The organism is Vibrio aquaticus (assembly GCF_003970385.1).
GTDB classification, from domain to species: Bacteria; Pseudomonadota; Gammaproteobacteria; order Enterobacterales; family Vibrionaceae; genus Vibrio; species Vibrio aquaticus.
Genome location: NZ_RXZH01000007.1, coordinates 226,397 through 240,719, shown reverse-complemented (window position 1 = coordinate 240,719; position 14,323 = coordinate 226,397). Strand labels below are relative to the sequence as shown.

Sequence of the window (14,323 nt, the reverse complement as noted above, 5' to 3'; positions counted from 1 at the left end):
CAAAACTACTAATGTAATTTTAAAGCTATTATCGTTCCAACAGAACGATAATGAATTGACTGTGCCAAATAACCCCTCTCTATAAAGAAAGTAATTATTTGTATTGGTCACTCAGTTCATTGAAATCTTTGTGCTTATCGAAATAAGCGTTGGATTATCATCAACGAGTGCCCACACAGATTGATAGGTCTATATTTTTAAAGAGCTTCTCTTCTTCGTGACTCACATCACTTCGGAAGAGGCGGCCATTCTAGCGACTTAATTTTCAGTGTCAACCACTTTTTTTAAGTTTTTCATAAAGCGTTTCCGCTTAGCTAGTTAACCTTGCCAACCTTGCTGAACCCTTGTGAGCTCTGCCCTGTCGACAAGGAGGCATTATAGAGATCGCCATCACATTGGCAAGCGTTATTTTGAAAAAATTGCAAAAATAACGCTTAACCGCCTAAGTTTCGCTCAAAGGCTTATTTATTCAACTTTACCCCTAACTAACAAACATAATACTCACAAAGTTATCCACAACCGGTGTTATTCAGGCAAAAACAAAGGCCGCTAACGCGACCTTTATTGCCTATATATAGAGGGAAACTTTAAATACCCGAGCCGTCTTGCTCTCTATCTTCTTCATGAAGACCGCATTCACGCTTCAAACCAAAGAAACGCGTTTCTTCTTCTGCCATTCCGGGTTCCCATTTCTTCGTGGTATGAGTATCCCCTACAGAAAGATAACCTTCATCCCACAATGGATGATATGAAAGTCCGTTCTCTTCTAAATAGTAGTGAACATCTTTATTACTCCAGTCGATCACTGGTAAGAACTTGAATACACCATTTTGTACCGAGAGAATAGGTAAGTTAGTACGAGATTTAGATTGTTCACGGCGCAAACCAGAAAACCACGTTCCAATTTCTAACTCATCCAATGCCCTACGCATCGGCTCTACTTTATTTATCTTATTGTACTTTTCTATCCCCTCTATACCTTGTTCCCAAAGTTTGCCATAGCGAGCCTCTTGCCAGTGTGCACTCTCGGCTGATCGATAGACCTTTAGGTTTAACGTGAGCTGTTCACTCAACAGGTCGATGAATCGATAAGTCTCTGGAAATAGGTAACCAGTGTCGGTCAAGATAACAGGGATATCCGGTTGTTGCCGAGTAACAAGATGCAGCATTACCGCAGCTTGAATACCAAAGCTAGACGACACCGCAAATTGGCCTTCTAAGTTCTCTAGTGCCCAAGCGACTCTTTGTTGGGCTGTTAGCTTCTCTAGCTCACCATTAATTTCAGCAAGACGAAGGATTTGCTCCGTCTTAGTTAATGAGAGTAGTTCTGCTAACTTCGGTTTGGAAGCGACAGAATCAAGCATGCAAGTCCCTCTTAGATACTTTAACTTCTTGGATGATGCCCGTTCGTATTGTGAAATCACCAAACCCTTCACCAGATTCACGTTCTTTGGCCCAACGACCAACAAGCTGATCAATGTCTTCTAGTATCTGTTTCTCGGTGATGTTCTCTTTATACATCTTCGGAATGCGAGTGCCCGCTCGGTTACCACCTAGGTGAAGATTGTAACGGCCAGGCGCTTTACCTACTAAGCCAATTTCGGCCAACATTGCGCGGCCACAACCATTTGGACAACCAGTTACACGTAAAATGATATTTTCATCTTCTGGCAGCCCATGCTTTTCTAATATACCTTCAACATCTGTGACGAACTGAGGTAAGAAACGCTCAGCTTCTGCCATTGCCAATGGACACGTTGGGAATGCCACACATGCCATGGAGTTCTTACGCTGCTCACTCACACCGTCATCAATCAAACCGTGCTCACGAGCAATCTTCTCAATCTTGGCTTTTTGGCTTTTCGCTACACCAGCCACGATTAAGTTCTGGTTTGCTGTCATACGAAAATCACCTTTATGGATTTTGGCAATTTCAGCAACACCGGTTTTCAGAGGTTTCCCAGGGAAGTCAAGTAGACGACCGTTTTCAATAAACAGCGCTAAATGATGTTTACCATCGATCCCTTCCACCCAACCGATACGGTCACCACGGTCAGTAAACTCGTATGGGCGGCTATCGCTAAACTTCACATCAGCACGCTTTTCAACTTCGGCTTTAAATACCTCAATACCAACACGGTCTAGTGTGTACTTAGTTTTAGCGTTCTTACGATTTGAACGGTTACCCCAATCACGCTGAGTCGTGACGACTGCAGCGGCAACATCAAGTGTCTTTTCTAATGGAACAAAACCAAAGTCATCAGCACGGCGAGCATAAGTAGAGGTGTCACCATGAGTCATTGCCAGGCCACCACCGACTAATACGTTAAAGCCCACCAGCTTGCCGTTCTCACCAATCGCGACAAAGTTCAGATCGTTAGCATGAACATCAACATCGTTCTGCGGCGGAATCACAACCGTTGTTTTGAATTTACGAGGAAGATACGTCTTACCTAAAATCGGCTCATCATCGTCAGTTGTTTCTACCTTTTCACCATCTAACCAGATTTCTGCATACGCTTTAGTCTTAGGTAGAAGATGCTCACTGATCTTCTTCGCCCATTCGTAAGCTTCTTGGTGCAGCTCAGATTCAACTGGGTTAGTGGTACATAGAACATTTCGGTTAACGTCACCTGCTGTCGCAATAGAGTCGATACCAATACTATTCAATGTTTGGTGCATCAACTTTATGTTTGGCTTAAGTACACCGTGGAACTGGAACGTTTGACGAGTCGTTAGGCGGATACTTCCATATAAAGAGTGGTCAGTAGCAAATTCATCAATCGCTAACCACTGCTTTGGTGTAATGATGCCGCCTGGCATACGTGCACGAAGCATCACATTGTGCAGTGGTTCCAACTTTTGCTTAGCACGTTCATTGCGAATATCACGGTCATCTTGCTGATACATGCCATGAAAACGGATAAGCTGGAAATTGTCAGCCGTAAAACCGCCTGTAATACGATTTTGTATGTCTTGCTCAATCGTGCCACGCAGAAAATTACTTTGCGTCTTTAGGCGCTCGTTATCCGAGAGTGGACCAAGCACTTCACCTAATACTTCTTGTTTGTTGCTCATTAGTACACATCCCTTTGGTAACGTTTTGCTTTGCGTAACTCGTTGATAAATTCTTCTGCATCATCACGAGATATTTTTCCTTGCTGCTCAGCAACAATAACTAATGCTTCATGGACATCTTTCGCCATACGAGTCGCATCACCACATACATAGATGTAAGCGCCCTCCTGAATCCATTGCCATACTTGCTCAGCATTCTCTAGGATTCGGTGCTGCACATAGACTTTTTCAGCTTGGTCGCGACTAAAGGCAACATCAAGACGATTCAGCAGACCTGACTTAAGGTATTTCTGCCATTCGACTTGGTATAGAAAGTCTTGCGTGAAAGTGCGGTCACCAAAGAACAACCAGTTCTTGCCTTCAGCATCACGATTGTCACGCTCTTGGATAAAGCTGCGGAATGGAGCGATGCCGGTTCCAGGGCCAATCATGATCACTGGCGTGTTGTCATCTTGTGGCAGTTTGAAGTTGTTATTGTTCTCTACGAACACTTTGACTTCCCCACCCTCTTCTAGGCGATGAGATAAGAAACTTGAAGCACCACCGAAACGTTTTTCGTCTCCTTTATCGTATTCAACTAAACCAACGGTTAGGTGCACTTCTTCATCGACTTCAGTTTGGCTCGATGCGATAGAGTAAAGACGAGGCGTTAGGCGACGAAGTAAACCAACCAGTTCTTCTGCAGACAGTTTGGTTTTCTTCTCTGACAGTACATCGACAACTTGAGTATTGCCTGCGTACTCACGTAGCTTATCTTTATCTTCCACCAGCTTCTCTAGCTTTTTACTTCCAGACAGTTCGGCAAACTTAGTCACTAGCTGAGGATTCGCAGAGGTGATTTCAAACTTACTGACAAGCGCACTATGAATAGAAAGGCTTTCACCATCGACTTCAATGCTTTCAACACCCGATAAGCCGACTTTGCTTAAGATGGCATTAGCCAGTTCAGAGCTGTTTTCAAACCACACGCCAAGCGCATCGCCCGGTTGGTACGTTAATCCCGATTCTTCTAAATCAATTTCAACGTGACGGACATCTTTGCCCGAGTCACGACCTGTAATTTTTTGACTCGTCAGCAAAGTCGCCGTGTATGGGTTCTGCTTATTATAAGGAGAGTGTCCTGGCGCGGCTTGACCAACAGGTAGTTGAACCACTTCCGCTTCAGCGCCAGAAGATAGTGCCTCTTTTACTTTGTCGAGTGCTTTAGCGCGCCATTCAGAGGCAGGGGCTTCGTAGTCGACATCACAATCGATGCGGTCGATAAACGCTGTAGCGCCGAGCTTAGATAAATAGCTATCAAAGTCTTTGCCTGTTTGGCAGAAGAACTCATAGCTAGAATCACCTAAGCCGATCACTGCGTATTGCAGATTGGGTAATTTTGGTGCTTTCTTCGACTGAAGGAACTCATGCAGCTCAATCGCATTATCCGGGGCTTCACCCTCACCATTGGTAGAGGCAACAACGATTACATGCGTTTCTTTCGCTAAGTTCTTGCCTTTGTAGTCACTGGCATCAAATAAACCAACTTCAATCCCTTGTGCTTTCGCTTCTTGTTCTAATGCTTCGGCGACACCTTTTGCATTACCCGTTTGAGAAGCGTAAATGATAGTAAGCTTACCCGCAGGTTTTGCAGCGACAGCGGCTGCCGCTTGTTGTATCGGCGCAGAGGCAGCAGCAGGTTGAGTTTGTGCTAATCCCCAAAAATAGCCACTGACCCATGCCAGTTGCTGTGAAGATAAATCGGTAACGGTCTGTTGCAGCGAATTTAGTTGCTGATCATTCAGCGGCGCTGCGATTGACGGTAGTTCTTGTGGTGTGTTTCCTTGAGAGGACACATTCTTGTTTAAAGACATGGTCTCGACATCCCTATTCATTGCGTGATGATAGATTAACCACTCTCTTTAATAACAAGAAAGAATAGAAGTGAATGTTTTATAACTTTTTGAATTAAAGAACGGAGAAAGAATGTTCAAAGATGACTATTTTGCTTCGACTCGGACTTGCTTAAATCCAACGGCCATGGCTGACTTTGATGCAAGATCGAGATCCCCGTAATGGCACTCTTCTCCATGAGCGTCAGTTAATAGAACGAATCCACCTCTCGCATGTCGAAATTCAACGATCCAACTGCCTTCTTGCGCAGAGGGCTCTATGATCGCTTCAATAAGTTGTTGCTCTCGGTACAGGTTACGAAGTTCATTAATCGTCATAGATTCCTTTCTCTGAGGCTAAATAGACTATCCGTAACTAAATCATGGCTAATCAGAGAAAAAGTGCTAAATGAAATGAAGACATATAATAAATAGATATAAAAAAACGCCGCATTAGAAAGCGACGTTTTAAAAATAGGGTTAAAGCGCGTTAGAACGAAAATTCTGCGCCAACAAAGAAGCCATTGGCAAAGATAAATGGTTTACCAAGGTCAGAGCCTTCGTCTGGAGTAAACGTCTCTTTCGATTCAAGATCGATAACACGATATCCGCCACGCAGTGCCAAAGTGCTAGAACCTAACGGCAGACGATATTGAGCACCCGCCATCAAATCGGTGCTCTTAATACCGTTACTGTTGCCAAAATTCATTTCACCAATGATATCAATATTAGTATTTGGCACAGTCAGTTCTGCGTAGCCATACCAAGCCCAGATAGTTTCATCAAACGTTCTCTCATCTTTAGAGACGGCTTCTACATACTTGGTATTGCCTAAGTCACTGAACGTAATACCCGCATCAAAGTGCATCAGATCATGTTCAAGGATTCGGTAGTAAAGCGTAAGGTCGAGTTTATCAAATGCCATATAGTCAGCATCCACTGAACCATAACGAATACGAGCGTCAGGTACGTATTTAACGTCATGCTCAATCGCTGCATAGATGGTTGGCGTTGTCGCATCATCACGCTTCGCTTCATTTACTTCAGTGCTCGGCCACCACATTTCGGCACCTAACTTCGTTGTTAGTGATGAGTCAGCAAACGCTGATGTCGAAATAACAGCCGCTAAAGCCGCAGTGGTTTTCAAACCCATGAGATAAATTCTCCAAAATATTTGCTTCAATCAGCTCAGCTTAGCCAGCCGTTGATGAGTAGATAAATACGATATTGCTCAAATTCTATCATATTCAATCCACTAGCTTGCAAAACTTTATCTTACCGAGCCAATTATCTTTCCTGAGCAACATGATTTTTGAAAAACCACACACCAACGGCAATAACAATCAGCCATGGGATGAGTTTAATCACTGCGCCAATCATGCCTAAAAGCAACATTACAACCAATGAAAAAGCGACACCAGCAAACACTGTCACCATAGTTACACCGGTCACCAACAGTGTTGCAACGAATACCAAAATAAAGATTAGCTCAAACATATTCATTCTCCTTTGTTCTTGCTTAATCTACTTTCAGGATACGTGCCAACCTCCAAAACAATCACAAACCATTGAATAGTAAGTAATAAAAAAGAGCATCAATAAATGACACTCTTTTAAAAAACTCAGATTGGTAAATTTAACCAGATGAAGTGGTATTTTTTACACATTCAGCTCTTTTGGGATTTTAGCAAGCGCGGCTTCTACCACCTCAATGCCCGAACCCGGTTTATGAGCGTTTTCACTAATATAACGACGCCATTGACGAGCACCCGGCATGTTTTGGAATAACCCTAGCATATGGCGAGTAATGTGGCCTAAGTATGCACCTTGAGAAAGTTGCTGCTCAATGTATGGGTACATTTCCTCAACGACTTGGGTGCGCTTTTTGATTGGCTTATCTAAACCAAAGATTTGCTGATCCACTTCCGCCAAAATATATGGATTTTGATACGCCTCTCGCCCCATCATCACGCCATCTAAATGTTGTAAGTGCTCTTTCGTTTCCTCTAGCGTTTTCACACCACCATTAACGGCAATGATCAAATCAGAAAAATCTTTCTTCAATTGGTAAGCGCGCGGGTAATCTAGGGGTGGAATCTCACGATTTTCCTTTGGGCTTAAGCCAGATAGCCAAGCTTTACGAGCGTGAATAGTAAACTGCTCACAACCGCCCTTCTCAGAAACGATAGAAACGAAATCAGTCAAAAACTCATACGAGTCTTGATCGTCGATACCAATTCGGGTTTTCACCGTCACTGGAACATCAACCACATCACGCATCGCTGAAACACAGTCTGCCACCAGCTGAGGCTCGCCCATTAGGCATGCACCGAAGCGACCATTCTGAACACGATCTGACGGACAACCTACATTGAGGTTGATTTCATCGTAACCACGCTCAGCGGCTAACTTGGCACACTTGGCTAAATCAACTGGGTTAGAACCACCAAGCTGCAGTGCGACTGGATGTTCTTCTTGGTTATATGCTAAGAAATCACCTTTACCGTGAATAATGGCACCGGTTGTCACCATTTCAGTGTACAACAGTGTTTCACTGGTTAATAAACGGTGGAAGTATCGACAGTGACGATCAGTCCAATCGAGCATGGGTGCAATCGAAAAGCGCTGCATTGGAAATTGTTGTTTAGTCTCAGTGTTAGACACGAAGCTACCTCTACACAGTCAGTACCGCTATTAATGTGATGTCCATATTCCGACTAACGGTATCAGAAAATAATCGCGCGATTATACACCGCTCATCAGAAAGATTCAGAATAATTGAGAAGATCAGAGAAATTCGATTCTTCTACGCAATTCACGTTCTACATGGCTTATTGATAGAACGATTAAATCTTAAGTGTTCAATTTATAAAAAATAACTATCCTAAGAGGATATGGATAAAGTGCAGATGCGTTAAAGGAACCAATGCATGCTCAATGAACAGAAAGAAAAACCCGTAGTACTGGTTGTTGACGACATCCCAGACAATATTCACACGCTATCAGGCGTTCTGTCTGAACAGTACCGAATTAAAGCAGCCACCTCGGGAGCGAAAGCGATTCAGATTGCTAACACTCACCCGCAGCCTCACCTTATCTTGCTCGATATTATGATGCCGATTATGGATGGGTATGAAGTCTGCTCACAGCTCAAATCTAACCCGATGACCAGTGACATTCCGATTATCTTTGTTACCGCGAAAGCCGAAGTCGTGGATGAGCAGAAAGGCTTCGAACTCGGTGCCGTTGATTACATTACTAAACCGATCAGCCCACCGATTGTGCAAGCGCGCGTGAAAACACACATTGCCCTTTATGACCAAAACCTTTCCCTTGCTCATCAAGTCAAAGAAAGGACGGCCCAATTAGAAAGCAGCCGACTTGAAGTAATCCAACGTTTAGGCCGAGCGGCAGAATACAAAGACAATGAGACCGGGATGCACGTTATCCGCATGAGCCACTATTCAAAAATATTGGCCGAACAGCTAGATGTCAGTAAACGTTGGGTTGAACTGGTTTTTCAAGCTTCACCAATGCATGACATCGGAAAGATTGGCATTCCTGATTCGGTACTGCGTAAGCCTGGTAAACTCGATAAAGAGGAATGGGAGGTCATGCAAACGCACGTTAAGATTGGGGCCGACATTATCGACAATGGCGATTCTTTGTTGATGCAAATGGCTCAAGAAATCGCTTTGTATCACCATGAAAAATGGGATGGCAGCGGCTACCCTCATGGCTTAAAAGGTGAAGAAATTCCATTGAGTGCTCGTATTGTCGCGATCGCAGATGTGTTTGATGCACTGACCAGTGAGCGTCCTTATAAGAAAGCCTGGCCAATAGAGAAAGCAACAGCGTTATTAGAAGACGAAGCTGGAACACATTTTGACCCTACACTAGTACCGATTTTTCTGGAACAGCTCGACCGACTTCTAGAGATCAAAGAGTCGTTTAAAGACGAATTCTAACTGTGCAATTGAGGCTTGAATGGACTCTGTAAAAAACTACGCGCTCGACTCTAAACGTATTCTTATCGGCTTTATCATTGCCTCTTTACTGCTCCTTGGAGCCGGAGTAATGGGATGGCTTAGCCTCGATAATCGTTTTAACACCATTGATCACTATGCGACGAATGCTCAGCTTCTCTCAACGCTAGACCGTATCAAGGTGATTGAGCAACGTTATATTCGCCTTCCTGAGTCTCAGCTCAGTGAGCAAATGGGTGACAACATCGCGAACGCTGAACAATTCGCACAAGTGGCGATTCACAATGGTGTAAGCCACACCGTCTTGGAGAAGCTTGAACGATACCACCAGCAGTTCAAACAATACGTTGAACTTAGCACGCAAACTCAGCAAGCTCGGCTTTCTCTCTCCCAGGTTGGAGACCAAACGGAACAGCTCGTCCAACAACTGCAAGTCAGTCACGAATCTTTCATTGAGCAGGGGTTTGCGACCATTGATGAGATGCGGGCTAGAGTTAATCTTGAATCAAAACATGCGATTCAAGCTCATCAGATAGTTAGCCTACTTGCGAACTCAGAAGCACAGCAAAAAACCTATATGGTGACCAACGAACAAGTGGCTCTCAATGATGCTCAAATTGAACTAAAGAAAGCCGAACGTCTCGTGGGTCAGCTCAAGCAAGAGGTCACGGATAGCCAAACACAGTCCATCATCGCTCTCATTAATAATGCCACCAACCGATATCGTTCTGCGCTTGTGCAACTGAGAGCGTGGGGCAACTTATCCGCTTCACTGCAGGCCAACATCTCCTCGCAAATTGAGAGAGTCACAACCGAACTGATTCGAGCGTCGACTTCATTACGATCTCACTTGCAAAACAAACTTGAAATCAGCCAACAAGCAGTATCAGTACAGCAATCTCAAATTAACGATAAGCTTTCAATCAGCTCTAACTTATTACTCCTTCACAGTGACGTTAACAATGCGCAGCAAAGTGATAGAGACTATGCCATCGCTCAAAACATTGACTATCAGCAATCTCTAGAGTTGGAAGTCAAAGAAAACTTAACGGCCGCACTGACTTTACTTGAAGACTTATATGAGCAAGTAATTACTGAAGACGAGCAGTTGAAAATTAGCGCACTGGAACAATCAACGCAAAATTACCTGGCACTATTTCACCAAGTGACGACTCTGCGAACGCAGCAGGCTCAACTTCTATTGGCACTTCAACAAGTACATCAATCCATTATCGATGACATTTTTCCAAGCTTTGATACCCAGCTTATCGCGGTGGAAGATTCAGGCAACATCACCACCAATTTAGCCGTTGGCGGCGGGATCTTCTTGTTCACTCTGTTGCTTCTCGGCTTACTGGCGAACAAATCCCATTCAGCATTAGAGCGCTTTGCTGAAAAGTTGGCTATCGCTCGTGATGAAGCCAACTCAGCGAATAGTGCAAAGTCTGATTTTCTAGCCAACATGAGCCATGAAATCCGCACTCCTATGAACGCCATCATTGGCATGAGTTATCTGGCTCTCAAAACCGATTTAACCAAAGCGCAACGCAACTACATCCAAAAAGTGAAGCTTTCGGCAGACTCTTTACTTGGACTTATTAATGACATCCTCGATTTTTCTAAGATTGAAGCGGGTAAACTGGATGTAGAGAACGTTGACTTCCATCTAGAGAACGTCCTCGACAACATCACCAACCTTGTCGGACTTCGTGCCTCTGAGCGCGGTCTCGAATTGCTCATCCATATTGAACGTGATGTGCCGACCGCTTTAGTCGGCGATCCACTGCGCCTTGGGCAGATACTGATTAACCTTGCCAACAATGCCGTGAAGTTCACCGAAAAAGGCGAAATAAAGCTCTCTATTCGCGTCGCTGAAAAACATGACGACCAACTCACACTTGAGTTCAAAGTCGAAGACAGTGGCATAGGTATGACGCCAGAGCAAACCGCCAAGTTGTTTAGTAAGTTCAGCCAAGCCGATAGCTCAACAACCCGCAAATATGGCGGTACTGGTTTAGGTTTAGCGATCAGCAAAGAACTGAGCCAATTAATGGGCGGTGATATCCGTGTCGAAAGTGACCTCGGAAAAGGGTCCTGCTTCGTTTTCACTATCGCGACCCAAATTAGCCACGCACTCAAACATGAAGCAATGGAAGTACCCGTTGAGTTGAACGATCTCAAAGTGCTCGTGGTCGATGACAACGCCAGCGCGCGCATCATCGTGGAAGACATTTTACTTTCTCTCCAGTATCAAGCGCAGAGCGTCAGCAACGTTGATGATGCTCTGGCGGCGTTAGATGCCGCCCTCCAACAGCAAGCGCCTTACGATCTGGTCATCTCTGATTGGCAGATGCCAGGGAAAGATGGCATCGATCTTGTTGAGTTAATGGCTCAACAATTCAATCCACAACCGAATGTACTCATGCTTACCGCTTATGGTCGTGAAGAGCTCAGTGAAGCTTTTCGTCATAGAGGTCTTGAAGTACCAAGCGTTCTCGACAAACCGGTCACCGCTTCACACCTTTTTGATGCCATTGTCGCTTTATATGGGGTGAGCAAGAGTCGCATCAGTCGCAGTGAAGCTCAAGAGCAGCATCAACTCGCTAACGTACAACAACTCGCAGGGGCACACCTCCTTTTAGTTGAGGATAACGAAATCAACCAAGAACTCGCGGTTGAGTTACTAGAGGGACAACAAATTAAAGTCACAGTGGCTGAAAATGGTCAGGTCGCTATCGATTTGTATAAGCGCCATGAGTTTGATGGCATTTTGATGGATTGCCAGATGCCGGTTATGGATGGATATGAAGCAACACAACACATCAGACACACGTTAGACGACCCTATCATGCCGATCATTGCCATGACCGCTAACGTTATGGAGCGCGACAAACTGAAAGCACATAATGCCGGTATGAACGATATCATTGCCAAACCCATCGACATTGGCAGCATGTTCAGCACACTGGCTAAATGGATTACCCCTAAATCGCCATTAACACCAGTCAACCTTAACCAACAAGCAGATGGCGAAATTCCTGAGATTCAAGGTATAGATACCCATGCTGGCTTCGCTCGCAGCGGAAGTAATGTAAATCTATATAAAAAGCTACTGATGCGATTCGCTGACACCTATTCAGATCCAAGTTCAGTGAAGCACGCGTTGACCAATGAAGATTTGGTTGTCAGAAAGCGCAATATACACTCGCTGAAAGGCGTATCGGGCAATGTAGGGGCAATGACTGTCCACCAGCTGAGTAACCAGCTTGAAAACGACTTAGATAATGAAGAGATCAGAGCTGAACTGTTAGGCACGCTCGAGGAATCAGTCGAACAAATCAAGACGCAGCTTTTATCACCATCACCAACAGTGAAAAAGGTCATCGCTGAAGCGCATCAATTTGAGCCTGATACTTATCATGACCTTCACAATGCGATTGAACAAAATGACACGTTAGCCGTTTCGATTATTAGTAACCTCGATAGTGGAAGCCAAATTGGTGTCTCTAGCAGCGCACTTTCTGAACTGGCTAATGCCCTTGAAGAGTTCGACTTTGAACGAGGATTAGAGATTTTAAATACTAGAGAAGAGTAAGTTATTAGTAAATCACGCTAAGTATGTATCGTTTTTTGTGTAGATAATGTACCTTATACGACCTTAGTGAAGCACAGTGTTATTCATATCGAGAATGCTTCACTCACAAACTAAATTATCAGGTATTACCAAATGAGGAACGATAAACCTCAATTAATGGTATATTATTAAAAATGTCCAATGGTAATGGTGATAGGTTTGGACCAGCAGTTAGTAAAACAAATTGAAGACTTATGCAACGCTCGAGGCGTTAGACTGACTTCTCAGCGAAAACGTGTATTTGAGTTAATATGCGCCAGCCCAAAAGCGTCTAGTGCGTACGAATTGCTAGAAGATCTAAAGTTGAGCGAACCTCAAGCAAAACCACCTACTGTTTATCGAGCGTTGGATTTTTTGCTTGAACAAGGGTTCATACATCGAGTTGAATCGACCAATAGCTATATTCAATGCTGTTCTTGCAATGCTCACAAGCATCACTCTCATTTACTGATCTGTGATAATTGCAGTAATGTTATTGAACTACAGGATGATAGTTTGGTAGCCTTGTTAACTCAAAATGCTGAAAAACATGGCTTTACCATCAATAATCATGTGATTGAGTCACACGGTATTTGCCAATCTTGTGCCTCAGAAAAAGCAAATTAAAGATATAGAAGAAGATTATGCGCGCTGAATTTGTAAACCCGTTTTTAGCATCATTGATGAATGTCTTAAAAACGATGGCTTCACTGGAATTGAAGCCACAGAAACCTCGTGTCAAAAAAGATGAAATTGCACGTGGGGATGTATCAGGTTTGATAGGGATGGTTGGTCCGCAAAGTCGTGGCTCTATGTCTATTACCTTTGATGAAAACCTAGCGCTTGAGATCATGCAGAATATGCTTGGTGAGCGTCCGAATGGCCTTAATGATGAAGTGACTGACATGGTCGGTGAAATCACCAATATGGTCACAGGTGGTGCAAAGCGCATCTTGGCAGAAAGTGGCTTTGATTTTGACATGGCAACACCAGTCGTTGTATCTGGTAAAGGCCACACGATTCGTCACAAATGTGAAGGCTCGATCATCATCATGCCATTCACCTCCCAATGGGGTAATGCCTTCATTGAAATCTGTTTCGAATAAGCAGAAGTATTCAAAAAAAGCTTCCAGATGGAAGCTTTTTTTATCTCTAAGCAATAATGTTGCGTTGTTTTAACGCGGCTAAACAGTCATCGACCAACGCATCAATCGACTTTTCACCAGCCCTTAAGTCAATCTCTGGCTGAAGCGGTGCTTCATACTCAGAATCAATTCCGGTAAAGTTTGGAATCTCTCCCGCACGCGCTTTTTTATATAATCCTTTCGGGTCACGCTTTTCACATACTTCAAGCGGCGCATTGACAAACACTTCAATGAATTCCCCTTCCGGCAACAAGTCACGAACCAACTGGCGCTCTGCACGGTGTGGTGAAATGAAAGCAGAGAGGACGATCAACCCCGCATCCGCCATCAACTTAGACAACTCTCCAATTCGGCGAATATTCTCGCGACGATCTTGTTCTGAAAAACCTAGGTCATTACACAATCCATGGCGAACATTGTCTCCATCCAGTAAGTATGTGTGGTATCCCTGCTGTGCTAGCTTGTTTTCTAACGCACCAGCAACGGTCGATTTACCCGCACCAGACAACCCAGTAAACCATAAAACCGCTGGTTTTTGCTTTTTCAATTGAGCTCGAAATTGCTTATCAATTGAATGTTGATGCCAAACGATGTTCTCATCCTGAGTTGGCGTTTCCGTTGTCATAACTT

At 44.0% G+C, this 14,323-nt stretch carries 12 protein-coding genes; 4 read left to right on the top strand and 8 right to left on the bottom strand.

Going from position 1 to position 14,323, the window contains the following annotated elements:
• Nucleotides 1-587: 587 nt before the first annotated feature.
• From EJ063_RS15890 to dusA, 7 genes are all read right to left on the bottom strand, one after another.
• Nucleotides 588-1,364, bottom strand: a complete 777-nt coding sequence (locus tag EJ063_RS15890) for a phosphoadenylyl-sulfate reductase (protein WP_126575303.1) — start codon at nucleotides 1,362-1,364, stop codon at nucleotides 588-590.
• A complete protein-coding gene (gene cysI, locus EJ063_RS15885) occupies nucleotides 1,357-3,078 on the bottom strand; it encodes an assimilatory sulfite reductase (NADPH) hemoprotein subunit (RefSeq protein ID WP_126575302.1) in 1,722 nt (573 codons plus the stop codon). The genes EJ063_RS15890 and cysI overlap by 8 nt, the downstream gene beginning before the upstream one ends.
• Entirely contained in the window at nucleotides 3,078-4,931 is a 1,854-nt protein-coding gene (locus EJ063_RS15880) for an assimilatory sulfite reductase (NADPH) flavoprotein subunit (RefSeq protein WP_126575301.1), read from the bottom strand. Before EJ063_RS15880 ends, cysI begins: the two co-directional genes overlap by 1 nt.
• A gap of 126 nt (nucleotides 4,932-5,057) precedes the next feature.
• Nucleotides 5,058-5,288, bottom strand: coding sequence for a hypothetical protein (locus tag EJ063_RS15875; protein ID WP_126575300.1), 231 nt, complete (start codon nucleotides 5,286-5,288; stop codon nucleotides 5,058-5,060).
• Nucleotides 5,289-5,439: 151 nt separating this feature from the next.
• Nucleotides 5,440-6,102, bottom strand: a complete 663-nt coding sequence (locus EJ063_RS15870) for a TIGR04219 family outer membrane beta-barrel protein (RefSeq protein ID WP_126575299.1) — start codon at nucleotides 6,100-6,102, stop codon at nucleotides 5,440-5,442.
• A gap of 134 nt (nucleotides 6,103-6,236) precedes the next feature.
• The gene (gene pspG / locus EJ063_RS15865; protein ID WP_126575298.1) at nucleotides 6,237-6,446 is read right to left on the bottom strand and encodes an envelope stress response protein PspG; all 210 of its coding nucleotides are present in this window, start codon (nucleotides 6,444-6,446) and stop codon (nucleotides 6,237-6,239) included.
• Between the two features lie 162 nt (nucleotides 6,447-6,608).
• Nucleotides 6,609-7,613: a tRNA dihydrouridine(20/20a) synthase DusA gene (dusA, locus tag EJ063_RS15860; protein WP_279630382.1), complete on the bottom strand. Its 1,005-nt coding sequence runs from the start codon at nucleotides 7,611-7,613 to the stop codon at nucleotides 6,609-6,611.
• 266 nt (nucleotides 7,614-7,879) lie between these two features.
• Between dusA and EJ063_RS15855 the strand changes: the two genes are divergently transcribed.
• The 4 genes from EJ063_RS15855 to EJ063_RS15840 all read left to right on the top strand — a co-directional run bounded on the left by EJ063_RS15855 (nucleotide 7,880) and on the right by EJ063_RS15840 (nucleotide 13,654).
• Entirely contained in the window at nucleotides 7,880-8,917 is a 1,038-nt protein-coding gene (locus EJ063_RS15855; protein ID WP_126575297.1) for a response regulator, read from the top strand.
• Between the two features lie 19 nt (nucleotides 8,918-8,936).
• Nucleotides 8,937-12,530 carry a hybrid sensor histidine kinase/response regulator gene (locus tag EJ063_RS15850; RefSeq protein WP_126575296.1) on the top strand — a complete coding sequence of 1,198 codons (3,594 nt, stop codon included), beginning with the start codon at nucleotides 8,937-8,939 and terminating at the stop codon, nucleotides 12,528-12,530.
• 180 nt (nucleotides 12,531-12,710) lie between these two features.
• Nucleotides 12,711-13,175 (top strand): zinc uptake transcriptional repressor Zur, encoded by a 465-nt coding sequence (gene zur / locus EJ063_RS15845; protein WP_126575295.1) that lies wholly within the window; start codon nucleotides 12,711-12,713, stop codon nucleotides 13,173-13,175.
• Between the two features lie 17 nt (nucleotides 13,176-13,192).
• On the top strand, nucleotides 13,193-13,654 hold the full coding sequence (locus EJ063_RS15840) for a chemotaxis protein CheX (RefSeq protein ID WP_006878545.1): 462 nt from the start codon (nucleotides 13,193-13,195) through the stop codon (nucleotides 13,652-13,654).
• Nucleotides 13,655-13,700: 46 nt separating this feature from the next.
• Here EJ063_RS15840 and cysC read toward each other — a convergent pair whose 3' ends face one another.
• Nucleotides 13,701-14,318, bottom strand: a complete 618-nt coding sequence (cysC, locus tag EJ063_RS15835; RefSeq protein ID WP_126575294.1) for an adenylyl-sulfate kinase — start codon at nucleotides 14,316-14,318, stop codon at nucleotides 13,701-13,703.
• Nucleotides 14,319-14,323 lie beyond the last annotated feature (5 nt).

Coding starts and splice junctions, on each gene's coding strand:
- EJ063_RS15890 (WP_126575303.1), bottom strand. CDS start 1,364: ATGCTTGATTCTGTCGCTTCCAAACCGAAGTTAGCAGAACTACTCTCA.
- cysI (WP_126575302.1), bottom strand. CDS start 3,078: ATGAGCAACAAACAAGAAGTATTAGGTGAAGTGCTTGGTCCACTCTCG.
- EJ063_RS15880 (WP_126575301.1), bottom strand. CDS start 4,931: ATGTCTTTAAACAAGAATGTGTCCTCTCAAGGAAACACACCACAAGAA.
- EJ063_RS15870 (WP_126575299.1), bottom strand. CDS start 6,102: ATGGGTTTGAAAACCACTGCGGCTTTAGCGGCTGTTATTTCGACATCA.
- EJ063_RS15875 (WP_126575300.1), bottom strand. CDS start 5,288: ATGACGATTAATGAACTTCGTAACCTGTACCGAGAGCAACAACTTATT.
- EJ063_RS15850 (WP_126575296.1), top strand. CDS start 8,937: ATGGACTCTGTAAAAAACTACGCGCTCGACTCTAAACGTATTCTTATC.
- zur (WP_126575295.1), top strand. CDS start 12,711: ATGGTAATGGTGATAGGTTTGGACCAGCAGTTAGTAAAACAAATTGAA.
- cysC (WP_126575294.1), bottom strand. CDS start 14,318: ATGACAACGGAAACGCCAACTCAGGATGAGAACATCGTTTGGCATCAA.
- EJ063_RS15855 (WP_126575297.1), top strand. CDS start 7,880: ATGCTCAATGAACAGAAAGAAAAACCCGTAGTACTGGTTGTTGACGAC.
- EJ063_RS15840 (WP_006878545.1), top strand. CDS start 13,193: ATGCGCGCTGAATTTGTAAACCCGTTTTTAGCATCATTGATGAATGTC.
- pspG (WP_126575298.1), bottom strand. CDS start 6,446: ATGTTTGAGCTAATCTTTATTTTGGTATTCGTTGCAACACTGTTGGTG.